The organism is Marinobacter sp. C1S70 (assembly GCF_000475355.1).
Taxonomy (GTDB): domain Bacteria; phylum Pseudomonadota; class Gammaproteobacteria; order Pseudomonadales; family Oleiphilaceae; genus Marinobacter; species Marinobacter nauticus.
Genome location: NZ_AXBW01000010.1, coordinates 1 through 25,860, shown reverse-complemented (window position 1 = coordinate 25,860; position 25,860 = coordinate 1). Strand labels below are relative to the sequence as shown.

General features: G+C 58.8%; 22 protein-coding genes. 12 read left to right on the top strand and 10 right to left on the bottom strand.

Going from position 1 to position 25,860, the window contains the following annotated elements; genetic code table 11:
- Window positions 1-21 precede the first annotated feature (21 nt).
- Window positions 22-1,083 carry a DNA polymerase IV gene (gene dinB, locus Q669_RS01845; RefSeq protein WP_022991019.1) on the bottom strand — a complete coding sequence of 354 codons (1,062 nt, stop codon included), beginning with the start codon at window positions 1,081-1,083 and terminating at the stop codon, window positions 22-24.
- Window positions 1,084-1,195: 112 nt separating this feature from the next.
- Between dinB and Q669_RS01840 the strand changes: the two genes are divergently transcribed.
- The 5 genes from Q669_RS01840 to minE all read left to right on the top strand — a co-directional run bounded on the left by Q669_RS01840 (window position 1,196) and on the right by minE (window position 3,742).
- Entirely contained in the window at window positions 1,196-1,474 is a 279-nt protein-coding gene (locus Q669_RS01840; protein WP_022991018.1) for a DUF1244 domain-containing protein, read from the top strand.
- Window positions 1,474-1,863 carry a HopJ type III effector protein gene (locus Q669_RS01835; RefSeq protein ID WP_011785797.1) on the top strand — a complete coding sequence of 130 codons (390 nt, stop codon included), beginning with the start codon at window positions 1,474-1,476 and terminating at the stop codon, window positions 1,861-1,863. The genes Q669_RS01840 and Q669_RS01835 overlap by 1 nt, the downstream gene beginning before the upstream one ends.
- Window positions 1,860-2,609 (top strand): septum site-determining protein MinC, encoded by a 750-nt coding sequence (gene minC / locus Q669_RS01830; RefSeq protein ID WP_022991017.1) that lies wholly within the window; start codon window positions 1,860-1,862, stop codon window positions 2,607-2,609. The genes Q669_RS01835 and minC overlap by 4 nt, the downstream gene beginning before the upstream one ends.
- Before the next feature lie 65 nt (window positions 2,610-2,674).
- Complete coding sequence (minD, locus tag Q669_RS01825; protein WP_011785799.1) at window positions 2,675-3,487, top strand: septum site-determining protein MinD; 813 nt, start codon at window positions 2,675-2,677, stop codon at window positions 3,485-3,487.
- A 3-nt stretch (window positions 3,488-3,490) separates the two neighbouring features.
- Window positions 3,491-3,742: a cell division topological specificity factor MinE gene (gene minE / locus Q669_RS01820; protein WP_011785800.1), complete on the top strand. Its 252-nt coding sequence runs from the start codon at window positions 3,491-3,493 to the stop codon at window positions 3,740-3,742.
- A gap of 14 nt (window positions 3,743-3,756) precedes the next feature.
- On the opposite strand, the gene Q669_RS01815 is transcribed toward minE, so the two are convergent.
- Window positions 3,757-4,764 carry a DUF2804 domain-containing protein gene (locus Q669_RS01815; RefSeq protein ID WP_036148395.1) on the bottom strand — a complete coding sequence of 336 codons (1,008 nt, stop codon included), beginning with the start codon at window positions 4,762-4,764 and terminating at the stop codon, window positions 3,757-3,759.
- A 137-nt stretch (window positions 4,765-4,901) separates the two neighbouring features.
- Between Q669_RS01815 and Q669_RS01810 the strand changes: the two genes are divergently transcribed.
- The 3 genes from Q669_RS01810 to Q669_RS01800 all read left to right on the top strand — a co-directional run bounded on the left by Q669_RS01810 (window position 4,902) and on the right by Q669_RS01800 (window position 7,612).
- Entirely contained in the window at window positions 4,902-5,627 is a 726-nt protein-coding gene (locus tag Q669_RS01810) for an START domain-containing protein (protein WP_022991015.1), read from the top strand.
- Window positions 5,628-5,710: 83 nt separating this feature from the next.
- The gene (locus tag Q669_RS01805; protein WP_014420722.1) at window positions 5,711-6,202 is read left to right on the top strand and encodes an HPP family protein; all 492 of its coding nucleotides are present in this window, start codon (window positions 5,711-5,713) and stop codon (window positions 6,200-6,202) included.
- Window positions 6,203-6,226: 24 nt separating this feature from the next.
- Window positions 6,227-7,612 carry a PhoH family protein gene (locus Q669_RS01800; RefSeq protein WP_036148393.1) on the top strand — a complete coding sequence of 462 codons (1,386 nt, stop codon included), beginning with the start codon at window positions 6,227-6,229 and terminating at the stop codon, window positions 7,610-7,612.
- Window positions 7,613-7,615: 3 nt separating this feature from the next.
- Here the strand turns inward: Q669_RS01800 and Q669_RS01795 are convergent, their stop codons facing one another.
- Window positions 7,616-8,623: an AraC family transcriptional regulator gene (locus tag Q669_RS01795; RefSeq protein ID WP_036148391.1), complete on the bottom strand. Its 1,008-nt coding sequence runs from the start codon at window positions 8,621-8,623 to the stop codon at window positions 7,616-7,618.
- Between the two features lie 90 nt (window positions 8,624-8,713).
- On the opposite strand from Q669_RS01795, the gene Q669_RS01790 reads away from it, so the two are divergent.
- The 3 genes from Q669_RS01790 to Q669_RS01780 are packed head-to-tail and all read left to right on the top strand — an operon-like array spanning window position 8,714 to window position 13,174.
- Window positions 8,714-10,327 carry an FAD-binding dehydrogenase gene (locus tag Q669_RS01790; protein WP_022991012.1) on the top strand — a complete coding sequence of 538 codons (1,614 nt, stop codon included), beginning with the start codon at window positions 8,714-8,716 and terminating at the stop codon, window positions 10,325-10,327.
- Window positions 10,328-10,331: 4 nt separating this feature from the next.
- The gene (locus Q669_RS01785; protein WP_022991011.1) at window positions 10,332-11,519 is read left to right on the top strand and encodes an L-lactate dehydrogenase; all 1,188 of its coding nucleotides are present in this window, start codon (window positions 10,332-10,334) and stop codon (window positions 11,517-11,519) included.
- The gene (locus Q669_RS01780; protein WP_022991010.1) at window positions 11,516-13,174 is read left to right on the top strand and encodes an acetolactate synthase large subunit; all 1,659 of its coding nucleotides are present in this window, start codon (window positions 11,516-11,518) and stop codon (window positions 13,172-13,174) included. The genes Q669_RS01785 and Q669_RS01780 overlap by 4 nt, the downstream gene beginning before the upstream one ends.
- A gap of 70 nt (window positions 13,175-13,244) precedes the next feature.
- Here Q669_RS01780 and Q669_RS01775 read toward each other — a convergent pair whose 3' ends face one another.
- The 5 genes from Q669_RS01775 to Q669_RS01755 form a co-directional block, all read right to left on the bottom strand.
- Window positions 13,245-14,939: a methyl-accepting chemotaxis protein gene (locus Q669_RS01775; RefSeq protein ID WP_022991009.1), complete on the bottom strand. Its 1,695-nt coding sequence runs from the start codon at window positions 14,937-14,939 to the stop codon at window positions 13,245-13,247.
- Window positions 14,940-15,087: 148 nt separating this feature from the next.
- Entirely contained in the window at window positions 15,088-16,440 is a 1,353-nt protein-coding gene (locus Q669_RS01770; RefSeq protein ID WP_022991008.1) for a sigma-54-dependent transcriptional regulator, read from the bottom strand.
- Window positions 16,437-18,251: a sensor histidine kinase gene (locus Q669_RS01765; protein ID WP_022991007.1), complete on the bottom strand. Its 1,815-nt coding sequence runs from the start codon at window positions 18,249-18,251 to the stop codon at window positions 16,437-16,439. Before Q669_RS01765 ends, Q669_RS01770 begins: the two co-directional genes overlap by 4 nt.
- A gap of 107 nt (window positions 18,252-18,358) precedes the next feature.
- On the bottom strand, window positions 18,359-20,554 hold the full coding sequence (locus Q669_RS01760) for a TRAP transporter permease (RefSeq protein ID WP_022991006.1): 2,196 nt from the start codon (window positions 20,552-20,554) through the stop codon (window positions 18,359-18,361).
- 84 nt (window positions 20,555-20,638) lie between these two features.
- Entirely contained in the window at window positions 20,639-21,616 is a 978-nt protein-coding gene (locus tag Q669_RS01755) for a TAXI family TRAP transporter solute-binding subunit (protein ID WP_022991005.1), read from the bottom strand.
- A 222-nt stretch (window positions 21,617-21,838) separates the two neighbouring features.
- Here Q669_RS01755 and Q669_RS01750 point away from each other — a divergent pair, with 222 nt between their 5' ends.
- A complete protein-coding gene (locus Q669_RS01750) occupies window positions 21,839-22,879 on the top strand; it encodes a threonine aldolase family protein (protein WP_022991004.1) in 1,041 nt (346 codons plus the stop codon).
- Between the two features lie 143 nt (window positions 22,880-23,022).
- Here the strand turns inward: Q669_RS01750 and Q669_RS01745 are convergent, their stop codons facing one another.
- Window positions 23,023-23,613 (bottom strand): DUF2931 family protein, encoded by a 591-nt coding sequence (locus tag Q669_RS01745; protein WP_022991003.1) that lies wholly within the window; start codon window positions 23,611-23,613, stop codon window positions 23,023-23,025.
- Window positions 23,603-25,354 (bottom strand): type VI secretion system PAAR protein, encoded by a 1,752-nt coding sequence (locus tag Q669_RS19195; RefSeq protein WP_022991002.1) that lies wholly within the window; start codon window positions 25,352-25,354, stop codon window positions 23,603-23,605. The genes Q669_RS01745 and Q669_RS19195 overlap by 11 nt, the downstream gene beginning before the upstream one ends.
- Window positions 25,355-25,860 lie beyond the last annotated feature (506 nt).

Below are 25,860 nucleotides of genomic sequence, written 5' to 3'. Positions count from 1 at the left end.
ATATGCCCGCGGGGACCGAAGTCAGTCAAACAGGCGCAACTGGGTGACCGGAGCATCGTCATTGCGGAACCGGACACCCACTCCCAGCAGGCGAACCGGGCGGTCTTTGGGCATCAGCTCTTCGAGCAGTGGCTGGAAATCCACCAGGGCTGGCTCGGTAACGGACTCCCGAACCCGCTCCAGCGTGTGGGTGGAAAAATCGCTGTAGCGGATTTTCACGAACAGCTTGTGTATCGGCTTGTGCAGCCCCTTGCGCGAGAGGCGAAGATTGAGGTCGGCCACCAGGGCCGGCATCACGGTATCGCAGGCGCTCCGGTCAGGGAGGTCCTGGGAAAAGGTACGCTCGACGCTCACCGACTTGGCCACCCGCGACACCACAACGGGGCGATTGTCCCGGCCATGGGCCATTTCAAACAAACGATAGCCCTGTTTGCCAAACTTCTCGATCAACACGTCGGCACCCAGCGCCTGCATATCGCCACAGGTTTTCACACCCAGGGCGTGCAGCCGGGCCGCGGTCACCTGCCCTACACCGAAGAGCTTTTCCACCGGCAGCTCGCTTACAAAGTCGGCCACCTCCGGCGGCGTAATCACAAACAGACCATCGGGCTTGCGCCAGTCACTGGCAATTTTGGCAAGGAACTTGTTGGGGGCCACGCCGGCGGAAATGGTAATGCCGACTTCCCTGCTCACCCGCTCCCGCAGGTGCCGCGCCATCAAGGTGGCACTGCCCTTGAACGCGTCAACATCGGTCACATCCAGAAACGCCTCATCCAGGGACAAGGGCTCAACCAGATCGGTCATCTCCCGCAGTATCGCCATCACCTGCTGGGAAACTGCCCGGTAACGGCCCATGTCCGGCGGTACCGTGACCAGGCCGGGGCACAACCGCCGGGCTTCGCTGCCGGGCATGGCCGAACGCACGCCAAAAGCCCGGGCCCGGTAGTTGCAGGTGGTCACCACACCACGGCCGCCCTCGCCACCCACCGCCAGCGGAACCTCCCGCAAGCTTGGGTCGTCACGCATCTCGACGGCGGCATAGAAGCAGTCGCAGTCCACATGAATGATCTTGCGCTGGGCCATAGGGGCGGGCTCACGTTAACAATCTGTACGTTTATACAGCCTTGTATCTTACGGTAACATGCCGAGAATGTCAGGAAATCCCGATAGTCCCGGCAAGCAACAGCGAGGCCCCATGAGCAACCCGATTCCCGAGTCTGAACGCACCGAAATCGAAGCCGCCGCCTTCCGGCGCCTGGTGCAGCACCTGCGTGAAAACAACGACGTCCAGAACATCGACCTGATGAATCTGGCGGGTTTCTGTCGCAACTGCCTGTCCAAATGGTATCGGGCCGAAGCGGGAGAGCGGGGGTTCGACATTTCTGATCCCGCCGCACGGGAAGAAATCTACGGCATGCCGTACGAAGAATGGAAAGCCAACTACCAGACCGGCCCCAAGCAGGATCACAAATAATGAATGTTAATGAAGCGGTTCGTATCCACCTGGCCTCAGTGCAGGCCGGTCATGCCGATTTCGACGACACCCTGAAACTGATCAATCAGTATTTCGAATTTCGGCCCACCGGTTTCAGCAACGGCCCGCTTCGCAACGAGACTGGCGAAAACGCTGGCTCCTGCCGGGTCTTCGGCCTGGGTCAGTACTGTAATCTGAGCGAGACCGACACCCTTCGCCTGTTCGCCCAACACTACGAGCAGGTGCTCGGCGACCCGGCCGGGGACAGCCATGGTAACATTCGCCAGTTTATCAGCACGGGCTGGTCCGGCATCCGTTTCGATGCCCCTCCGCTGCGCGCCCTCGGAGATGCCCATGCCTCAGACACCGGAGAACAGGTCCATCCATGAGCGATTCCGCAGCCACCGACACAAAACAGAGCTTTCAACTGAAGAGTGCCAGTGTTTCCCTGACCGCCCTTGAGCTTTACTACTTCGACAACGACGAATTTGAAGCCAATCTTCGGGACAAGATCAGCCAGGCGCCGGGCTTCTTCAAAGACATCCCGCTGATTATCAGCCTGGAGAAATATGAAGGCCTGGACAGCGAACTCGATTTTTTCAAGATGATCGGGACCTGCCGCCGCCACAACATCCATGTGATTGGCGTACGCGCCGCCAACGACGATCAGCGCCGGCTTGCCCGGGGAGCCTCGCTGGCATTGCTGCCCGGCGGCAGCCTGAAAGAAAGGCCGGCGCCGGAAGCCCCGGCAGAAGCAGAACCGGAAACGGCAACCGCACCGGAGCCTGCAAACGAACCCGCACCGGCGAAAATCGTCAATCAGCCGGTTCGATCGGGCCAGCAGGTATACGCGCCGGAAGGCGATCTGATCATCCTTGCGCCGGTGCAGGCCGGAGCCGAAGTTCTGGCTGCCGGCAATATTCATGTTTACGGCCCGTTACGCGGACGGGCGCTGGCCGGCATTCACGGTGCCGAGTCTGCCCGGGTGTTCTGCCAGTCACTTGAGGCGGAGCTTGTGTCCATCGCCGGACACTATAAAATCTCCGAAGATCTTCAGGACATTGGCTGGAAAAGCGCTGTGCAGATCCAGCTCAGGGACGATGTGCTGGTGGTGACGCCACTGGACAAGGCCTGATGTTGTGACAACCGATAACAACAGTTGAAACCATGACGAATCCACCGAGAAACAGGAACTGAACCTTGGCTAGAATCATTGTCGTTACCTCAGGAAAAGGCGGCGTGGGCAAAACCACCACCAGCGCCTCCATCAGCACTGGTCTGGCAAAGCGTGGCCACAAGACCGTCGTGATTGATTTCGACGTGGGTCTGCGCAACCTGGACCTGATCATGAACTGCGAACGCCGGGTGGTGTACGACTTCGTTAACGTCATTCAGGGCGAAGCGACTCTCAACCAGGCCCTGATCAAGGACAAGCGGGTAGAAACGCTCTACATCCTGCCTGCCTCCCAGACCCGCGAGAAGGAAGCTCTCACCAAAGATGGTGTGGAGAAGGTCATCAACGAACTGTCCGAAACCTTCGACTACATCGTGTGCGACTCCCCGGCCGGCATCGAACATGGCGCCCTGATGGCGCTCTACTATGCCGACGAGGCGATTGTCGTAACCAACCCGGAAGTCTCATCGGTACGGGATTCAGACCGCATCCTGGGCATACTGCAGAGCAAATCCCGGCGAGCGGAAATGGGGCAGGACCCAGTCAAGGAACACCTGCTACTGACCCGCTACAACCCGGACCGGGTAGAAAAGGGCGAGATGTTGTCGGTACAGGATGTTGAGGAAATCCTGGCCATTCCCCTGCTGGGCGTGATTCCCGAGAGCCAGATCGTACTGAATGCCTCCAACCAGGGCCTGCCGGTCATTCTGGAGGAGCAAAGCGATGCCGGCCAGGCCTATGAAGATGCCGTTGCGAGGCTGCTGGGCGAGGAACGGGAACACCGTTTCATGACGTCCCAGAAAAAAGGCTTCTTCTCACGGATGTTCAAAGGGGGCTAAGGGATGAGTTTTTTCGATTACTTCAGAAGCAAGAAAAACAGTACGGCCAGTGTCGCCAAGGAGCGACTGCAGATTATCGTGGCCCATGAGCGGGGCCAGCGTGAACAGCCGGACTACCTGCCCCAGCTGCAGCAGGAGCTGTTGCAGGTGATCCGCAAGTACGTTCAGATCAGCGACGACATGGTACAGGTGGAGGTGGATCGCAATGACCACTGCTCCGTGCTGGAATTGAACGTCACCCTGCCCGAAAAGTGATGGCTATGCCCGGTTTACCACCGGGCAAAGTGATCTTCCATCAATCCCCGTAACCCGTTTACGGGGATTTTTTTGCCGCTTTCATCCGCAACCGTACCCTGGAAAGTGCCCACAAACTGACGGAAATTGGAGGCAATAACCCAGGCGTTGAGCTTTTCCCGGCGCGCGCCAGCGGGCACGAAACGGAGGTCAACGCGGCCATCGTCGGTGGTGACCCGCCAGTCTGCCCCGGGCTGATAGCGATCAAACTCGAATCGGGCCGGCCCCAGCAGAATGCGACGTCCGTCGAGCCACAGCGCGTTCTCGGTCATCCCGGTCTCGTTCACACCAGCGGCCAGGTTCAGCCCCACTGAAACACCATTGTCGGCAACCCCAGCCAGACTGGCCCAGTTCCAGGCAGTCTCCCGGCGCATGAAGCCGCAGCTCCAGTCGATGGACCCACGGGTAGACTCATCGCAACGCCAGACCACATCGCCCAGGCGCACTTCACCGTCCACCGTCAGCCCGGCCGATTTCCGGGTGAACACCCAGCCGTTGTATCCGGCCGGCGACACCAGCCGCAAGGGTTGTTCGGGGTCCCGCAACTCAAGATCCACCCGGATATTACCGGGTCCGCTCACTCTCACATTCCGACCGCCGGTGGCCGGTTCAATGGCCATGCTCAAGTCGCCTTTGCGGAACCGGGCGTGACCGCGTTCAGGATAGGGCTCTATGTTCGTGTTCCTGGCCAGAGGCTGCAAAAACGAATGCTCGAACATCTGTCCGCTCTCGAAATCGAACAGATAGAAAAAGCCATTACCCACCAGGTTCAGATCCACAATGGCAAGGCCAAACACCCAGCCCGGCGCCATCGCACTGACAAACTGGAACTGGTTGAAGCGCCAGTGTCTGGCCAGGCGGGTTCGCGGCCTGTCCATCACCGTGCGCAGGTCGTAGTCGAGGTAATTGATGGTGTCGACAGGGTGGTCCATCAGCCCTGGCGTTATTCGTCCGCGGGCGTCTACCAGTTTCTGTGTTGTCATAATTTTCGTCAGATCAGGCCAATCGTATTGTGCGGTGTGTAACTAAGCTACCTGGTTCACAAACCCCCGCATTCACAGGCGGGGGCCATTGCGCCCCGTGGTAGACTCGGCTCACTCTTACAACGGAAGTTTAGCCTATGACCACAACCAGAGCCCACGGCGTTAGCCGCCTGATTTCCGGCATTATGGGCCTGTTGATGACCTTGTCTGTGTCCGCCAGTGAAACCGTCCCGTTGCCATCGGAAGATGCCGAGGCCTGGTCACTGCGCAAGGAAGTGGACAATGTGCGGATATACACCATGGCGCGGGAAGGCTCGGGGTTCGAGGCTTTCAAGGCAGTAGCGGAACTGGACGTTCCTATCGAGAACCTGATGGCCGTCATGGTCAATCCGGAATCCTGTGAGGAATGGGTACACAACTGCACCGAATCCCATGCCTTTGGCCAGGGGGACTTCCACGATCGCTATGCCTATTCGGTCAACGATATGCCGTGGCCGGTAGCCGACCGTGATTATGTACTGCGCATCCGTACCCGCGGCGACGCGTCCACCGGCGAGATTATCATGGACCTAAACGCCACTCCCAACATGCGGGCCGAGTTCAACAGTCGCGTGCGGGTGGACCGCTCCGACACACTCTACCGGTTTACCCCGGAGGGCGACCGAACCCGAATGGTCTGGGTGCAGCACACCGAACCCAACGGCGCATTGCCCGGGTGGCTGGTCAATAGCCTGATTGTCGATATACCGGTCAAATCCATCCTCGCACTGGAAGCCGTCGCCAAACAGGATCGCTATCAGGGTTACCAGTTGCAATGGGGCGAAGACGGCACATTGCAGGGCGTAAGCCCGGAAGCCCGTTAACCCGACCCACAATGCAGGGGTGACGGCAGGCCACGGAACGGCTAAGCTTCATCAAAAGCACAGCAAACGGAAGATGCCCGCACATGAGTGTTCTCGCCCATGAGATCATGACCCCGACCATCAAGGCCGTCCCCCACAACTGGACTATGGATCGCCTCGCCAGGTTCCTCACCGACAACGAAATCACCGGCAGCCCGGTTACCGACGACAACGGCGACATCATCGGCATAGCCACCCTCAAGGACATTACCGAATTCCGTTGGAATGCCTCCCGTTCCGGCGATCAGCCCAGGCTGACCGAAGAGGAGCAGGAAGAGGCCCGGCGTCTGCGTATGGTCATCTTCGAAGAGATGGGCAAGGTTCCGGTTGAAGTCCGGGACATCATGACGCCCATTGTTTTGTCGGTTGACGAAGACACGCCAGTGCGAGACATTGCCAATATCATGATGCGAGAGCACCTGCACCGGATCTTTGTCACCCGGGATTCAAAAATCACCGGTATCATAACCACTTATGACATGCTGAAACTGATCTCCGACAGAGACCTGACGCAACGCTGCGCCGAGACCGACTGAGCCACCAGAGAGGTAGCGCCCCCTATGCCAAGAGCACCGCAAGCTCGCCGGAAAATGTATGTCCTCGACACCAACGTCCTGATTCACGACCCGAATGCCCTCCTGAACTTTGAAGAACATGATGTCATCATTCCGATGACCGTCCTCGAAGAACTCGACAGCCTGAAATCCGGCAAACAGACGGTGGCCGCCGACTGCCGCCAGGCCATTCGCAACATCGACAAACTGCTGGGTGATGCCAGCCCCAAGGACATCGAGAAAGGCGTGCCGATTCTGCGCGGCAAGAAAGCGGACCCGCTGGGCGCTCTCTCCATCATCATGAGCACCGAAGGTGCCGGCAATCACTCACTGCCCGAACACCTGAACGACAACAAGATCATCAACACCCTCGCCGCCCTGCAGGCACGGCACAAGTCCCGGGATATCATCCTGGTCAGTAAAGACATCAACATGCGGTTAAAGGCCCGCGGCTTTGGTGTCGAAGCCCAGGACTACCACAACGACCAGCTACTTGACGACATTGACCTGCTGCCCAAGGGCTACAAGGAGTTCCCGAACTCGTTCTGGGACGGTATCGCCAAGGTGGAAACCATACAGCGGGAGGGAGTGACGGAACACCTGCTCAAACGCGAAGGGGAACTGGCGAAACTGAACATCAACGAGTTCGTGATTGACGAGCAGGGATTCGTTGGCAAGGTGGTCGATATCTCAGAGGATCAGTTGGTACTCAAGGACCTGCACCAGCATGACCTGATGAATGAAGAAGTCTGGGGCCTGGTGCCCAGGGATATCTATCAGGCCATGGCCCTGAACCTGTTACTGGACCCCGACATCCACCTGGTGAACCTGACCGGCTCGGCGGGTTCCGGTAAAACCATTCTGGCCCTGGCCGCCTGTATTGAAATGACCGTGGCCAGCAAACTCTACAAACGCATCATCGCGACCCGCTCCACCCAGGGCCTGGATGAGGATATCGGTTTCCTGCCCGGTACCGAAGCCGAGAAAATGGAACCCTGGCTGGGTGCGATCGTGGACAACCTGGAAGCTTTGCACGAAGACGATGAGAACATGACCGCCAGTGTCGACTACATCCTCAGCAAAGTGCCCCTGCACTTCAAATCCATGAACTACATCCGGGGCCGCAGCTTCCAGCACAGCCTGATCATCATTGATGAATCCCAGAACCTGACACCGCACCAGATCAAGACCATCATCACCCGGGCCGGTAACGGCTCCAAGGTGATCTGCCTGGGCAACCTGGCGCAGATAGACACCCCCTATCTGAGCCCCCTGAGTTCCGGCCTGACCTACATGACCGAACGCTTCAAGGGCTTCCGCCATGGCGGTCACATTCACCTGCAAGGCGTACCCCGCTCGGTACTGGCCGAGTTTGCCGAAGCCAATCTGTAGGCTTCAGTGCGCCCCCTGCTTGCGCCAGCGAGCCGGGGGCATGCCAGTCCAGCGATGGAATGCCCGGTAAAAGGTACTGGCCTCTGCAAACCCGAGCGACAACGCGATCTCCGCCAGTGACAACCCCGATTCCCGCACCGCCGCCAGGGCGAGCTCCCGGCGCACCTCGTCCAACAAGCTGTTGAACGTATAGCCCTGTGCCTCCAGCCGACGGGCCAACGTACGTTCGCTGAGCCCCAACATCCTGGCCGCTTCTGCCCGTCGTGGAAGGTTTGGCCCCATCCGGGCGACCAGCCATTGTCGAAGATCCTCTGCCGACACAGCGCCCTTTTCCAGCGCCGCCAGCCGTCCTGCATTGTACTGTTCATGTACACGGGCAAGGGCCGGATCTGCCTGTGGCAAAGGCCTGTCCAGCACCTCATTACCCACCAGCAAACCACTGAACGCCTGCTCGAACTCCACCGGGCAACCAAACACCTCCCGGTACCCTGACAGCGGCCCCAGACGGGCCTGACTGAATTGCACTCGCACAGGCCCAACCGCAGAACCGGCAATCCAGTCGGTCAGGCTGACCACGGCCGACAGCACCGCTTCAATCTGATGCGGACTGAACGCCAGACGCCCCTGCCGGGGGTGGTAGACAATCCAGGTGCCCCTGCTACCCGGTATCATCTGGAAGCGACCGCCATCAGAGATCAGCCGCTGGTATTTCTGGACCAGGGTGATGGCTTCGCGCAGCGTGGCGGCGCTCTGCATGGCGAAACTGACCGCATCAATACTGGCCGGCCGCACCCCGGCGCCAACTTTCAGACCAAACCCGGGATCCCGCGTGCACTGCTCCGCGGCGTGCCAGAGACGGGTAATGAAGTCGATGGGCCATCGTTCGAGAGACAGGGCCCCGGCCGGCAGACCAGCGGTTTCCAGCAACAGGTTCTGCGGAACGCCCAGATTCCTCGCGGCATCGATCACGGTATTGACCCAGCCCATGGATACGGTGGCTTCTAACGTCAATTATTATGGCCTCTGAAGTCAATTCAGAACCGATCATAGCGTTATATGGTCTGTAACAACAAAACCAAGAATACAATCCGGAAACGCATCATGGTGAAACCTGTTAGCTCAGACCTTTTGATTGCCGGCGGCGGCCTGGCGGGCATTGTCACCGCCCTGGAAGCGCTGCGGGCTGGCAAGTCCGTAACCATTGTTGATCGTGACAGCCCCGAACGCTTCGGAGGTCTGGCGCTGTGGGCCTTTGGCGGCATGATGCTGATTGACACGCCGCTGCAGCGGCGCATGAGAATCGCCGATTCGCCGGAACTGGCGCTGAACGACTGGCTGCGTTTCGGCGAACTGGACCCAAACGATGAGTGGCCTGTGCAGTGGGCCCGCTACTACGTTGAGCATTCCCGCACCGAGGTACACGACTGGCTCGCCAACGAGGGCATTAAATTCATGCCGGCAGTGAACTGGGTGGAGCGAGGCCGTTTTGGCGATGGCAACAGCGTGCCCCGCTACCACATCACCTGGGGCACCTCCCGGGAACTGGTGCGCTGCATGGTCAATGCCCTGCACGAAGCCAGTACCGGTGGCAGACTGGCCATTCATCACCGGCACCGAATTACCGCACTCGACCATCAGGCCGGTGAGGTCTGTGGCGCCATTGCCATCAACGAAGAAACCGGCGAAGAGGTCCGGTTTGAGGCCGCCAATGTGGTGCTGGCCATGGGCGGCATCAACGGCAGCCACGCCGAATGCCGGGCCAACTGGCCCAAACATCGCCCGCAACCGGCCACCATGCTTAACGGTGCCCACCCGTTTGCCGATGGCAAACTGCATCACTGGGCCAAAGATCACCTGGGCGCGCGCATCACTCACGCCGGCGAAATGTGGAATTATGCAGCGGGCTTCCCCCACCCCTATCCGCATTTCCCGGGCCACGGCCTGTCTACGATACCGTGTAAATCCGCACTCTGGTTGAACCACCGGGGCGAACGTATCGGGCCGGAACCCCTGGTGACCGGCTTTGATACTCACTGGCTGTGCCAACGGGTAGCCGAGCAGGAAAAGCCCTGGACCTGGCACCTGCTGAACCGGCGCATCGCTCTGAAAGAATTTGCCATCTCCGGCGCTGAACACAACGCCCGCATCCGGGACAAACAATTCCCGCTGTTCCTGAAAGAACTGCTGCTGGGCAACAAACCGCTGGTGAATCAGATGCAGAACGAAAGCCGTCACTTCCTGGTGGATGACACCCTGGAAGGGCTGGCGAAGAAAATGAACGCCCTGACCTGCTCTCTGGACATTGACGCCGCCACCCTGCAGGCCACTGCCGATGCTTTCGATGCCAATTTCAGAAAGGGCGATCAACTGAACAACGATGCCCAAATACGCATGATACGCCACGCCCGCCAATGGGGCCCGGACCGGCTGCGCACCTGCAAACCGGCGCCTCTGCAGAAACCAGGCGCCGGGCCGTATATCGCCATTCACATGCAACTGACCACCCGCAAGAGCCTGGGCGGCCTACGCACCGACCTGCAAAGCCGGGTGCTGGATGCCAGCGGCCAGCCCATCCGAGGCCTTTACTGCGTGGGCGAAGCGGCCGGTTTTGGTGGTGGAGGAAGCAACGGCAAACGGTCACTGGAAGGCACCTTCCTGCCCGGTTGCATACTGACGGCCCGGGCGGCCGCCCGTTCCATCACCAACGGAGGCTGACACCATGCCGCTGAGTTATCCGGCCACCGCCGCCGATTACCAGATCCTCGCCCGCCGTAAACTGCCCCGTTTCCTGGCAGACTACCTGGACGGCGGTGCCACCGAAGAGCAAACCCTGCGGGCCAATGTCAGCGGCTGGAAGGATATCGCCCTGCGCCAACGTGTGTTGATTGATGTCGATAACGTGGACACCCGCACCGAGCTGGCCGGGCAATCCTGCAGCATGCCTGTCGCCCTGGCGCCTCTGGGGCTGGCCGGAATGATGGCACAACGGGGAGAAGCCCAGGCAGTAAAAGCCGCCAATGCGGCCGAGGTGCCTTTCACCCTCTCCACCGTTGGCATATGCCCGTTGGCAGAAGTGAAAGCAGCCGCCACGGCGCCGTTCTGGTTCCAGTTGTACATGATTCGCGACCGGGGCTACGTAGAAAACCTGCTGAAAAAAGCCTGGCATTCCGGTTGCCAGACGCTGATCTTTACCATCGACCTGCCCCTGCCCGGCCCCCGGCATCGGGACACCCGTAACGGCCTGAACAGCGCCGGCGCCCGTTCCGTTGCGCTCAAAGCGCAGCAACTGCTATCCAGGCCCGGGTGGCTATGGCAGGTAGCGATAAAAGGTAAACCCCTGACCTTTGGCAACCTGAGCGACGCGGTACCAGAGGCCAGTAACCTGGACTCCTTCAAGCGCTGGGTCGATACCCAGTTCGATGCCTCCGTCACCTGGCAGGCCATCGAATGGCTGCGGGAACGCTGGCCAGGGAAACTGATCCTGAAAGGCATACTGGAAGTGGATGATGCCAAAGCAGCCGTCAACGTAGGCGCCGATGGCATCGTGGTGTCCAACCACGGCGGTCGCCAGCTCGACGGTGTAGCCGCCACCGCCCGCAAACTCCCTGATATCGTTGCCGCCGTTGGTCAAGACACCGAGATCCTGGTGGATGGCGGCATCCGCAACGGCGTAGACGTTTTCCGCGCCCTTGCCCTGGGAGCCAACGGCGTGATGATTGGTCGCCCCTGGGCGTGGGCCCTGGCGGCAGAAGGTCAGGCTGGATTAACCCGACTCCTGAACACCTGGCAGCAGGAACTGAAACTGGCCATGACCCTGACCGGTGTCACCAGAATTGCCGATATCAACGAGACCCATCTCGACCGGACCAATACAAACGAATTGACCCAAGCTGGAGAACAACAATGACCAACGGCGCTCAGGCACTCATGAAAACCCTGGTGGATTCGGGTGTTGAAGTCTGTTTTACCAACCCGGGCACCAGCGAAATGCATTTCGTCGCCGCCCTGGACAGCGAACCCGGAATGCGGGCGGTACTGGCCCTGTTTGAAGGCGTCGCCACCGGTGCCGCCGACGGCTACGCCCGGATGGCGGACAAACCCGCTGCTACCCTGCTGCACCTGGGCTGTGGCCTGGGTAATGGCCTGGCCAATCTGCACAATGCACGCAAGGGTAAGGTACCGGTGGTCAACATTGTTGGCGACCATGCCACCTACCATGTGAAATACGACGCCCAGTTGCAGTCTGACATCGAAACGGTCGCTCGCAACATCTCCCCCAGTTTTGTGCGCACGTCACAAAGCACAGAAGCCCTTTGCCAGGATGCCGCCGAAGCCATCACCGCCGCCCGGGGCCTGCCAGGGCAGGTAGCCACTCTGATTCTGCCAGCGGATGTGTCCTGGGGCGAAGGCGGCAAGCCTTGTGCCGCACCCACTCAACCGCAAGCGCCTGCAGCTGAAGATAGCGCTGTTAAAGCGGCCGCAGAAGCCATTAAGAGCGGTAAGAAAACCGCCCTGCTGCTGGGTGGCCGCGCCTTGCGTGAGCCCGCTCTGCTGGAGGCGGCACGCATTGCCGCCCACAACGGTGTCACCCTGTTTGCCGAAACCTTCCCAACCCGCATTGAACGGGGCGCCGGCCTGCCGCCGGTGGAGCGGATCGCTTACCTGGCGGAACTGGCCACTCTGCAGCTCTCCGAGTTTGACCACCTGATTCTGGTGGATGCCAAGGCCCCGGTATCCTTCTTCGCCTATCCGGGCAAACAAAGCTACCTGGTGCCAGACAACTGCACGGCTCACACCCTGAGCACGCCGGAGCAGGATGCCACCGCCAGCCTGAAAAAGCTGGCCGATACTCTCGGTGCCAGCAATGCCCAACCCAAGCTGCAGGCGCCCGGCCGCCCCGGCCTGCCCAAAGGTAAACTCACCGCCGAAAAGGTTTGCCGGGCGGTGGGCGAACTGATGCCCGAGAACAGCATTATCGTGGATGAAGCCATCACCTCCGGCCTGATGCTGAACGCCATGACCGCAGGCTCGCCACGGCACGACCTGATCACCCTCACCGGCGGGGCCATCGGGCAAGGCATGCCCAACGCCATCGGCGCAGCCATCGCCTGTCCGGATCGCCAGGTTTACGCACTGATCGGTGACGGCACCGCCATGTATACCAACCAGGCCCTGTGGACCATGGCGAGGGAAAATCTGAACGTGACCACCATCATCTTCAACAACGCTTCCTACTCGATCCTGAACGTAGAACTGGAACGGGTTGGCGCAGAAGAAGCCGGTGCCAAGGCGAAATCCCAACTCGACATCAGTGGCCCGGTCACCAACTACGCGTTGCTGGCCCAGAGCATGGGCGTGCACGGCACCCGGGTAACCACGGCGGAAGAGCTGATCAAAGCCATGGAATACGCCAAACACAACCCCGGCCCGCACCTGATTGAAGCGGTGGTGCCGGAATCCTTGAATGGCGTAAAAAGAAAGGTTCTGCCCTGGCTGCTGAAGTCGCTGCCGAGCCTGCCAAGGCCGCTGACCAAAGCCCTGAAAAAGAAAATCGCGCCCTGATCCGGGCAAAAAAAGGCGCAGATCACTTTCGTGACTGCGCCTTTTCCTTCGACTAGATAGGTAACTCTGCTCAGACCCGGTAGCGGCTGACCTGGTCGGTCAACTCACCGGCCAGTGCCTTGAGGCGCTGGGTCGCTTCGCCGGCGCGACGGGTTCCCTGGGCAGTCTGTTCCGAGATTGCCACGATTTCGTGGACATTCTGGTTGATGGTTTCCGACACGCTGGTCTGCTCTTCCGCAGCACTGGCAATCTGGGTGTTCATATCGGTAATCGTGTTCACGGCCTGGGAAATACGCTGCAGCGCTTCGTTCACCTGGCGGGTTTCCTCCACGGTTTCCTCGCTGCGCTGGCTGATGGCGCCGATCAGCGTTACCGCCTGCTGGGCACCTTTCTGCAGCCGCTCGATGGTCGCCTGGATCTCCTGAGTGCTCTTCTGGGTCCTGCTTGCCAGCGTACGTACCTCGTCGGCAACCACGGCAAAGCCACGGCCGGCTTCTCCGGCGCGAGCCGCCTCGATGGCAGCATTCAGGGCCAACAGATTGGTCTGGTCGGCAATCTCCCGAATAACCTCCAGCACGCTGTCGATCTGGCGGGAGTCGGTGCCCAGTTTTTCTATGACCTGAACACCCTCTTCCACCTGTTTGGAGAGCCCGCCAATCACCTCGATGGCCTGGTAGACCAGCCCCTGGGCATCGGTTACCTGAGCGGTAGCGTGTCCAGCCGAATCCGACGCTTCACTGGCATTACCGGCCACTTCCTGGGCTGCGGCGGTCATCTCATTCATGGCGGTGGCTACCTGATCACTTTCCGATTTCTGGCGCTCAACGCCCTGCTCGGCTTCCACCATGACCTCGTTCAACTCGCCGGTGGTAACATTCAATGTCTCGGCCGACTGGCGGACCTGGCGGACCAGCCCATGCACCTGATCCGCAAAGCTGTTGAACGCCGTGGCCAACTGGGACAGCTCATCCCTGCCCGAGACGTCAAGCCGACGGGTAAGATCCCCGTCGCCACTGGCAATGCCATTCATCGCCGTCACCGCCGACTTCAACGGACTGATAATGCCGCGAACCACTACCAGGGCAAGGAAGACAATAATGGCCAGGGCGATCAGGGAGGTGGTCACCGAGCCAATGATCGCCTCACCCAGGGAATCGCCCACCCGCTGTTCCATGGAAGCAACCTGAGATTCCAGGCCGTCAATCCAGAATCCGGTGCCGATCATCACGCCCCATTTCGGCAGCATTTCGGCATAGCCTAACTTGGGGGCTACGTTACCGGTTTCCGGGTGTTTCCAGCCATAGGGTACATAGCCGCCTCCATTGCGCGCAGCCTGAATCAGTTCCCGGATCAGGTGGGTGCCGTTCGGGTCCTGAAAGCCCCAGAGGTTACGACCTTCCAGGGCGGGATTGACACCGTGCATCAGCGAAACACCTTCCGTGTTGTAGGCGAACAGGTAGCCCTCGCTGCCGGAGTCATCAAAACGCAATTGCCGCAAGATGTCCCAGGCCTGCTGCTGGACCTCAGGATCATTGGCCGAGCCTGGCTGCTCATATAGGTGCTGGATGGAAGTTTTCGCCAGTTCCAGATAGTTGCGCAGTTCCTGGCGCTTGCTGGCCTCCATGTCTTCCGAGAAGCTGGCAACCGCCTGTTCCCCGATCGAGCGGGCCTGATTCAGGTTGTAGGTGGTCAGCAATGCAGTCAGAACAATAACCGGCACCAGTGCCAGCAACAGCACCCTCGCCTGGATGGTCAAATTCTTCATGTGGTGTGTTTTCCGTGGTTGGAATGGCTGTCGGAGAAGTCCGCTAAAAAAAGATTAGCAATCCTACAGAAAAACACACGACAGATTTATCGAGGAAACCTCGTAGTTTGTAAAACCAGTGCAACCAGGGCGTTATCTTTTGTAACGGTCAGTCCTTGAACTCGGCTTTGTCCAGCCCGTGTTTCTTCATTTTGTCATACAGCGTCTTGCGGGCAATCCCGAGCTGAACCATGGTGTCCTTGATGCTACCGTGGCAGGCGTTCAGAGCACTGACAATAGCCGAGCGTTCAAAGCCATCCATCATTTCCGACAACGTCTGCCGGCTGGCAATGTTCGGTCCGCTGGCGGAATCCCCTTCGGCCAGGGCTGCCGGGCCCAGCAAGACATATCGCTCAGCCAGGTTACGCAGTTCCCGAACGTTGCCGGGCCAGGAATGCTGCATCAGCCGGGCAGCCTGACGTGCGTCCAAAGGCACACTCTCGCGGTCATAGCGAGCGGCAGCAATCAGGACAAAGTGATGGAACAGTTTGGGGATGTCTTCCTTTCGCTCCCGCAATGGCGGAATATCCACCTTCACCACGTTCAGGCGGTAGTACAGATCGGAACGGAAGTCGCCCTTGTCACTCAGTTCCTTCAGATCGGACTTGGTGGCGGCGATAATTCGCACGTCCACATCCACCACCTGGTTACTGCCCAGACGTTCGACCCGTTGCTCCTCCAGAACCCGCAGCAGCTTTACCTGCAACGGCATGGGCATGCTTTCCAGCTCATCCAGGAACAGGGTACCCCGGTGTGCATGCTCAATCTTGCCGATACGGCGCTTGTCGGCACCGGTAAACGCCCCGGCCTCATGGCCAAACAGTTCACTCTCAATCAGGTGCTCCGGCACCGCACCGCAGTTGATGGCCACGAAATTGTGGCCGCTGCGGGGACTGTTCTCATGAATATAGCGAGCCAGGGCATCCTTACCGGAGCCGGTCTCGCCATGGAGCAGAATATTGGCCGAGATATCCAGTACCGGGTCGATGGTAGCCATCACCTTTTGCATGGCGGGGGAGTCCCCCAGCATGCGTGGGCCAGGCCGTGCCAGGTGCTTCAGTTGGGCTTTCAGCCGGCGGTTTTCCAAAGCCAGGTGGCGCTTTTCCAGAGCGTGGCGCAGCAGTTCAATCAGCTCCTCGTGATCAAATGGCTTTTCAATAAAGTCATAGGCCCCTTGCTGCATGGCCGACACGGCGGTACTGATGTCGCCCTGGCCGGTCAACAGGATCACCGGAATATCCTCATCCAGCGCCCGGATATTCTGCAACAGCTCCAGGCCATCCATACCCGGCATGTTGTAATCGCACAGAACGATGCCCTCGAACTCGGGATGAATCTGTTTCAAGGCCGACGCACCATCGGCAAAGCAGGCCACCGGAATATCTTCCAGCGCCAGGGTCTGCTCCATCAGTGGCCGGATATCCGGGTCGTCATCCACGAAAATGACCGAAGCTGTTGTCATTCCTCTGCCCTACGCTGTTTCAGTTTCAGAACAAATTCTGCACCCGGGCCGTCGTTACGGTTGTGGCCGACCAGACTGCCACCAAGCGCCTCAACTATCTGGCGCGAGATGGATAGCCCAAGGCCCAGGCCCTGTTTGACCGAGCGGGTGGTAAAAAACGGCTCAAACACCTGCTCGGTGTTGCCAGGAAGACCGTGACCGTTATCCCGCACCCGGCAACGCCAGTGATCACCGTCATCATCAATCATAATATCGATAGCCGGATCGTCACGGCCTTCCAGCGCCTGGACCGCATTCGCCATCAGGTTGACCATCACCTGCTCAATACGGATCAGATCGCCATGGCACATGACCGGCTGATCGGGCCGGTGCCAGCGCATCTCGATGCCGGTGCTGCTGTTCTGGGCACGGATAATCTTCAGAGCCGCATCAACCGCCAGCCTGAGATCGACTATCGACGGCGGCCCCTCAGACTTGCGGGCGAAAACCTTGAACTGCCGGATCAGCTCCGCCATTTTGTCGCACAGGCCAACGATTTCCGCCAGATTCGCATCCACCATGTCGGTGGCGCCCCGCTCCAGAAACTTCCGGCTATTGCGGGCATAGCCCTGAATCGCCGTCAGGGGCTGATTAATCTCGTGGTTCAGCCCCGCAGACATCTGCCCCAGCACCGCCAGCTTGGCTGCCTGAATCAGTTCCTGCTGGGTTTCGCGCAATTCGGTCTGGGCGCGTTCTCGCTCCTGGATCTCCCCCAGCAGCTGATCGTTGGAGCGTTTCAGGTCCGCAGTACGCTGTGCCACGCGACGCTCCAGCTGTTCACCCCGCAAGGCCAGCTCACGCTCTCGCCGGTAGCGCTCCCGCAGGTAAAGCCAGGTCAGGAAACCGGCCAGGAACAGCGCGAGGCCTGCGGCCACAAACCCGGCGCGAACCCAGAGGACCGATCGGGTTTCCGTCAGTACCAGCAGGCTCCAGTCCAGACGGGGCAGACCGATTTGTACGGTCAGATAGGTGCCAACCCTGTCGTTGTCCCGCAACTGGATTCGGGCGGATTCTTCAGCCAGCCCCCAGGGCCTGCCGGAAATCGAGAAATCGACAGGCCGCAGATCCCGCTCCGGGTACCGCTGGTGAATCCGGTTGGCTTTTTCGGCATCGTTTCCGGGTCGGAAATCCCGATAAAGCCACTGGCTGCGACTGGAGAGGAAACTGATACCGTCGCCATCCAGCACCACCATTTCAGCCTGCTGGGACGATTCAGGCCGGTGCCACTGGGATTCCAGCTCGTGCACCAGCACCTTGATGGCCACCACCCCCAGCATGTTCCCCCGCTGATCACGCACCGGATGGGTGAAGTAAAGGCCTCGTTCCAGGGAGCGGGAGCCCAGCGCAAAGTAGGCAACAGATTCCCCGGTGCGGACGGCCTGATAAAAGTAGGGTCGGAAGGCGTAGTTGTTGCCAACGAAGGTGTCCGGCTGACCAAAATTGTTGGCGGCAATGGTCATGCCGGAGAGATCCATCAGATAGATGTCGGAGCCACCAACAATGGTCGCCATCCGCTGCATCTGCTCATTGGCCCTGAGCAGGGTCACGGCATCGTCCGGTTGCTCGAGCGCACCAGCCAACAGGGGGTGTTCGGCAATCAGGGCCGGTACCGGCAGGTAACGGTTCAGCTCGTTGGCCACCAGTTGCCGGTACCGGAAGGCCTCCTGCAAGGCCTCCTGCTCCAGTTGCCGGTAACCGTACCAACCGCCCAGAAGCCAGGACAGCAGCATGATGACAACCAGAATGACAACGACGCTGAGGCGCTGGAGCATGGAGTTCAGTTCCGAAACAGCAAAGAGGGGCCTCGGCCAAGCCTAGCGCCCCCGGCCCGGCAGGACAACCCGCTCAGCAGCGGGCTGCCCTCAGGGCACTGGCCAGATCAGGCCGTGGCGAGAGCCGGCGCACGTTTGCGCTGGATGAGCATGGCGATCACCGCCAATGCGATACCTGCCAGGTCCGTCCACAAACCGCCCTCGATGGTGAGCAGGGCTGCCGCCACCAGCAGCAGCCGTACCAGAACCGGGGCAGACGACCGTGCGAACCAACCCAGCACACCGGCAGACAGCAGGTACACGCCAAAGGTAGCGGTAATCAGCGCCCGGGCGATCTCGAACCATCCACCTTCCATCAACAGGGCACTGTTGTAGAAGAACATGAAGGGCACGATGAACGCTGCAATGCCGATACGGAACGACGCGACCGATGTCGACATGGCGTTGGCACCGGAAATACCCGCTGCCGCATAGGAGGCCAGCGCCACGGGCGGTGTGATGGCCGAGACCACCGCAAAGTAGAACACAAAGAAGTGCGCGGTCAGCGGTTCAATCCCCAGCTGCACCAGGCCCGGCGCCACGACCGAAGCCGCAACCGCATAAGCCGCGGTGGTCGGCATGCCCATACCCAGCAGAATGGAAATGAACATGGCAAACACCAGTGCCAGCAGATGGCTATGGGCCGCCACATCCAGCAACAGCACCGAGAACCGGGCGCCAACGCCAGTGAGTGAGATCACACCCACAATCACGCCGGCTGCCGCACAGACCACGATGATCTGAATCGACATGTAGGCCGCTATCTCAAACGCATGCAGAATCTGCCGCAGGCCCATCTTGTTGGGCGAAATCCAGCTGACCACCGCCGCGGAAATCGTGGCAAGGGTACCGGCGCGAATCACCGAGTAGCCCTGGAACAGCGCCACAATCAGAATAATGATGGGCACAAACAGGTATACCTGGCGCAGCATCAGGCGCAGATTGGGCAGTTCGTCTTCGCGCATGCCGCGCATACCCAGCTTCTTGGCCTCGAAATCGACCATGAAGTAGACCGAGGCGAAGTACAGAATCGCCGGAATGATCGCTGCAATGGCAATCTCGGTATAGGGAATACCGGTGATTTCCGCCATGATGAAGGCACCCGCACCCATGATCGGCGGCATGATCTGCCCACCCGTGGACGCTGCTGCCTCAACCGCGCCGGCGGATTCCTTGCTGTAGCCAACCCGCTTCATCAGGGGGATGGTCAGGGAACCGGTGGACACCACGTTCCCGGCACTGGTGCCGTTGATCATGCCCATCAGGCCAGAGGCGAAAATGGAGACTTTGGCGGGACCACCCCGGGACCGGCCAGCCGCTGCAAAGGCGAAATTCACAAAGTAGTCACCTACCTTCGACGCCTGCAAAAACGCGGCAAAGATAATGAACAGGATAATGTAGGTCGAAGACACCGCCGTGGTCGGCCCGAGGATACCGGCATCGGTATACACCTGGCTGAAGAAGCGCTGCACCGACAGCCCGGGATACCCCAGAAAGCCCGGAAGGTAGGGGCCGGCGAAGACGTAGGCCAGAAACACCAGCGCAATCACCACCAGAGCCATACCGGCTACCCGGCGGGTAAGCTCCATAATCAGCGCGGTACCGGCCACAGCGGCAAAAGAAATACCCACGGGGGCGAACGCGGTGCCGGTGGTCATCCGCATGGAGGTGTTGAACACCACCAGCAGGTAGGCAGCAACCGCCACAGAGCAGATGATGAGAACCAGATCCGGCACGCTGAACCGGGCACGATCGCGCTGGTGGAACCAGCTCATGACAATACCCACACCGGAAGCCGCCAGCAGCGGCCAGCCAAAGTGCCAGGTTTCCAGCTCGGCGGGAATCCGCAGGGTACCACCCAGAATCATCTGGTGAAAGGCGTAAGTCTGGTACAGCGCATAGAGCGCTGGAATCAGTGCGACTGCTGCAAACCAGGTGGTCCAGCGATGCCGCGCAGCACCTTCTTCACTGGAAACGAAGCGGGCACCGGCAAACAGGATAAAGCCCAACACCAGGGCACCGGCCACGTGCACAATACGGAACGACCAGGTTTCCATGGGCGACACGTTCAGGGTGTAGAGGTGAAACGCCGAATAGGCAATGGCCAGCAACACCACGAACTTCAGCAAAATACCGGTGTACAGGCGACGGTTCGCCTCTAACGGTTCTTCATCCACATTGTGGGCCAATACATGGTCTTCATTGACCGTCAGGTTTTCTGCCAGCTGCGTTTCGCCGCCGGCATGGGATTGTTCTTTGGTCATGATAAGTCCTGCCTGTCTGAGAGGCGGTGAATCGGTATCGACCGGATGCCGAAGGGTCGTCAGGCGACCCTTCGGCCTGGTTCATTACTGCTTGATGGCCGCGTCTTCGATGGGATAGCCGTTCTCGTTGAACCAGCGTGCTGCACCCGGATGCCAGGGCAGTACCTTATTCTTGGTGTAGTTCTCGGGAACGGAGTGGCGCGCTGCCTTGTGGATCGACACCATCTTGTCGTTGTTCTCCATGGTCAGCTTGGTGATTTCATACACAAAGCTTTCCGGCATGTCGCAGTTCACCATGGCGAAGTTCCACATGGAGACCACTCGGGATGGAGCGTCCAGGGACTGGTAGGTGCTGGCCGGAATGACGAACTCCGACACCGGGAAGTTATCGACGATCTTCTTGGCTTCATCATCGTTCATGCCGATCACGTTAACGTCGGTCTGGACTTCCAGCTGGCTGACCGCCGGAATGGGAATACCGGCCGCAAAGGCCACCACATCAATCAGACCATCCTGAAGCTGGCCACCGAGGTCTGACCAGCTGCCGTTACGACGCTCGAACTTGACGCCCAGCGTTTCCATCATGCGCGGGAAGTAGGTATCCGAGGTGGAGCCGGCCGGCCCGAAACCAATGGTGGCACCGTCCGGAATCTCGGAGATGCTGGTAATACCAGAGCTGGACAGCGTGGCGATGGAGAACGGGGTTTCATACATCGGGAACATGGCACACACGTTGTCCATCTTCATGCCCGGGGCCAGCGGGCTCTCGCCTTCCATGGACTCACGGGCCGGGCCCATGGTGGTCAGGCCAAACTTCAGATCCCCGGTGTGAACCAGCGCCATGTTCTGAACCGGGCCGCCAGTGATTTCAGCACCACCAGACACTCCCAGATTCTCCGCCACGAAATTTGCCCAGCCGGAGCCATAGGCAAAGTAGGTGCCGCCCTGGCTTGCCGTGCCAACGGTAAAGCTCTCGGGCCAGCCGGCACGATCCTGGGCAATCACAGGGCCAGCAACAACGGAGGAGGCGATCGCAGCCGCCAGAATGGTTTGAAGTTTCATAAGAAATGCTCCCGATTCATCTTGTTGGTTGGGTGCTGATGAGGCCTGCCCGGCCTCGCTGGGGGAGCTATCAGCAAGGGCCAGGCCAGTTAGTAAAAATACTTACAAAACAATTAATTGATTTCTTATTAGACAAATAGACGAAGAACATTGGGTGGCTAACCACCCACAGCAAAGCTAATAATGGGTGGATATTCACCCATGATATTTTCGGGAGAACCAATGTCAGACTCGGAGCAATTCGCCAGCGATAATTACAGTGGTATCTGCCCCCAGGCCTGGAACGCCATGGAACAGGCCAACCAGAAGGACGAACCTGCCTACGGCGAAGACAGCTGGACAACCAAAGCGGCAGACCAACTACGCGAAGTATTTGGTACCGATTGCGACGTTTACTTCGTATTCAATGGCACAGCCGCAAACTCGCTCGCTCTGGCGTCCATCGGGCAGTCCTTCCACAGTGTCATCTGCCACGAACTGGCCCACATCGAGACCGATGAATGCGGCGGCCCGGAATACGCCTCCAACGGGGCAAAGCTGTTGCTGGGTACCGGTGCCAACGGCAAGCTGACCCCGGAAAGCGTGGAACACCTTGTCACCAAACGCAGCGATATTCACTATCCCAAACCCAAGGCCCTGAGCATCACCCAGGCAACGAAAGTGGGTACCCTTTATTCCCCAGAAGAACTCCGTGCGCTGCGCGCAGTGGCCGACCGCCATAGCCTGAACATTCATATGGATGGCGCACGCTTTGCCAACGCGGTAGCAGCGCTGGACGTGCACCCTTCTGAAATCACCTGGAAAGCGGGTGTCGACGTGCTCTGTTTCTCCGGCACCAAGAATGGCCTGGCCCTGGGTGAAACGGTCATTTTCTTCAACCGTAAACTGGCCGAAGACTTTGAATGGCGCTGTAAACAGGCGGGGCAACTCGCCTCAAAGATGCGCTATATCTCAGCCCCCTGGTGCGGACTGCTCACGGACGATACCTGGCTAAAAAATGCCAGGCACGCCAATGCCTGTGCCGAACGACTGGAGCATGGACTGCGGGGTATTGAAGGCGTATCCCTGCGTTACCCCAGGCAGGCGAATGGTGTGTTTGTGGATTTACCGGAAACTACCCAGGCTGCGCTAAGGGCGAAAGGGTGGAAGTTCTACAACTTTATTGGCGGCTGTTCCCGGCTGATGTGCTCCTGGTCGACCTCGGAGGAGCAGGTAGATCGGTTTTTGCGGGATGTTCGGGAGTTTGCGGGGGTACCTGGGTAGAAGCGACAAATCGCATACTACGTGGATTGTTTGGCAAAGGGCAGCCTGTTCTCCATCCAAACTTACTCATTGGGACCGATGGGTGGCCCCTGCATTGGTTTTGTCGCGCACTAGCTAACCCTATGGTGCTGCCAATGGAATGGCTACCACGGCGACGGCATACTTCCCTCATCAATCAACTCCTGAGTTTGCAATCGGTAACCGCTTGGGTCCCCTTCGACCTCTTCGGCTTGGACGTTTTCGATCAGCGGCGTGTAGAAATCGTGGCTGCGATCGTAATTGCAGGTGGAGCAAAAAGCCTTCCACCAGGCAAGCGCTTCTCCCTTACCTGAAAACCCAACAATCAGAGTATGGCTATAGTCATCAAGCGGATAGTCCCGATACCATTTGCGCAGTTTGTCATCAAGATCCTCTGGCAGCGAAAGGATAACTTCATAGAATGTCTGGGTCCGGTAGGAGAACCAGCGGGCATGCACGGTGCTGGGGGCAGGTTTAGGGCTTATCCCCACGATAGCCCCTCCTGGGGGAATGTGGTCAAAGCCACCTCCCGATGTGCCGCCACGAGCAATCCATGAATCATCAAACTTTATGCTCTCAATCCAAACAGGCCACCCTTTTGGCCCTCCAGCCACGGACACGGCAAAGTCGTACCTGCGAGGTTCCGAGGAGCAAGCCGTTACCAAGACCAGCAATAGAAATGAAAAGGCTACCCTTGCCGTGATGTTATTGCGCATGAGCAACTCCTTTGCTGAGCGGGGTTATGGCCTTAGTTGGCCGGTTGAAAAACACTGTTCGATTACCAGAGGGGTCCGGCTCCAGACCAAGCCGGTAGATGCTGTCAGAGGTGTGGATATATCCACCCAGGTAATCTCTTGACGCATCAAGTAATCCCCCACTTGTATGCCAACTGCTCAGCGCGGCCTGCAAGTCTTGAGGGATTTGGAAGTCTTTGTTGTTGGTATTCATCTGCCTGCGTGGCACGTCGCTCTGCAACGCGAATTCGTACATCCGATGCAGGTTATAGATAGCCAATTCCTTACGGGTGCGCCTTCGCTCCTGCACGTGGATGTCTCCATTTGGCTGGGGCACCGCTACCACCGTCCGGCCTGGGCGCGCGTACTTCGCCTCAAGATGTGGAATCGCTGTGCGCTGAGTATGGCCGCCGTCCGCAAGCCCCGAGTGGATACCCAGAACGATCTTCTCAATATTCTCGAAGCCCTTGTCCGGATTTTCATAACCGCCGCCCACATCGGAATGGGCACCCGGTACAGCTATTTCCATAAAGTGTGAGGGCCCATTACCGTTGGCATCCATAATACTGCTCAATGGGAAATTCTTGCGGATCTCGTGATGGGCTGTAAGGTGCACCACCCGTTCGGCACTGCTGGGCGAAAGGTTCAGGTTAAAGTCCAGGTTGGCGTTGTCTCCAGGTAGGTAAAAACTACCCACCGTATCGAACAGGCCAACAAAATTCACCCGGACCTTCACACCAGGCGGGAATGCAGGTACGGGTGTGACGCTAACCATTGGGGAAAACAAAGAGGCACCTTTAAACTGGGGCAGCAGGACCGCTTCACGTTGTTCATTAATCAGATTGACAAAATGCCGGGCCAGAGCCGCGCCACGGCTGAAGCCGAATACATCGAAGACCACTTCGTCGTAATCCCCAGCATGGATTTCATCTCGCATCCGTCTAATCGCAAACTCTATCCTGTCATGTCCACCCTCGGGCCCAATGCCCAAACCCAAACCCATGAGGTCCTCCGAGGCCTCAAAGCCATTCGGAGTGTGCTGGCCGTCAATGGTGCCAGGTCCATTAACGTAGATTCTTCGATATTTGCTGCCAAGGCCATCGTCACGGTACAGGTCATACAACTTCGCCACATTCGTCACATCGCGGTTCGCCAGGATCTGGTCATTGCCTCGATGGTTGCCAGTGCCATCAAAAAACACCCCCAGGCGGAGGGTTTTGCCAGACTCATCAATATCCTTGGTGGCCTGAGAAGGGGTTGCGGCTGAGCCACCTCTTCCACCTGCATGGCTGGAGGTGCGACTGCGTAGCTGCGCCCCGGAAGAGGCCTGCATGCCGTTTGTGTGTGTTTCTGCTGTACTGGATTCTGAGCTCAAAGGCGCAGAGTGAGCATTTGCCCCCGAAACACCAGAAAATGGCAATGGCGCATGGGTATCGCCAACCACCACACTACTGCTGCCAATGGTGACTCCACCACAGGAAATCGCACCACCGGTTGTGGCAACGGGTAACCCGTTAATGAAAACCGTGCTTGAACCGGAAGCGATAGTACGCGGATGAGGGGAATGCTTGGGTTTGGAGTGCAGGGCAAGTTGGTCACCTACCCGCGCGACGGGCTTGCCGTCGATGAGTACATCCGGAGAACCATTGATTACCGGGGTGGGCGGAAAACCCTCATGATCGGTACCGAGATCCCCCAACAGCACAACTTTCTTGCCGCTCATGGCTTTGCTCCTTGCTTCTTCCTTGATGCCCGAAAATCCTCGGGGTTCCTTGACGGGCAATCCTGCCCTCATGCCAACTTCAATAAGACCACATGCGCTCCTTATTGCTGTGGAGCAAAGTGTATCAGCACCACTCTCCCATAAGGAAACATCTACTATGTAATCGAATACTAGTCACAATAGTACGTGAAGGAGTTGTTTAGAATACAGCACCGGGCAATACCCAAGTACCTAACAACATATTGAAAGTGGAGACCTGAACGGAGAAGTGGCATGTTCCATTTTGGAACGTGCCACCCAATAGGACTCAGTCGAAACTGAACCCCACCTGTAGCTGCGTCGATCATCAAGTTACCGATCGTAATTGATTACAGCATCCAGAGCAGTCGCCATGGTTATTTCTGAGACTCAATCCACGCGCCCGCGAGGGGCGCGACGCACCTGTTTTTTGGCTGGCTTGCCGATGCTCTGTTTCAATCCACGCGCCCGCGAGGGGCGCGACCCAA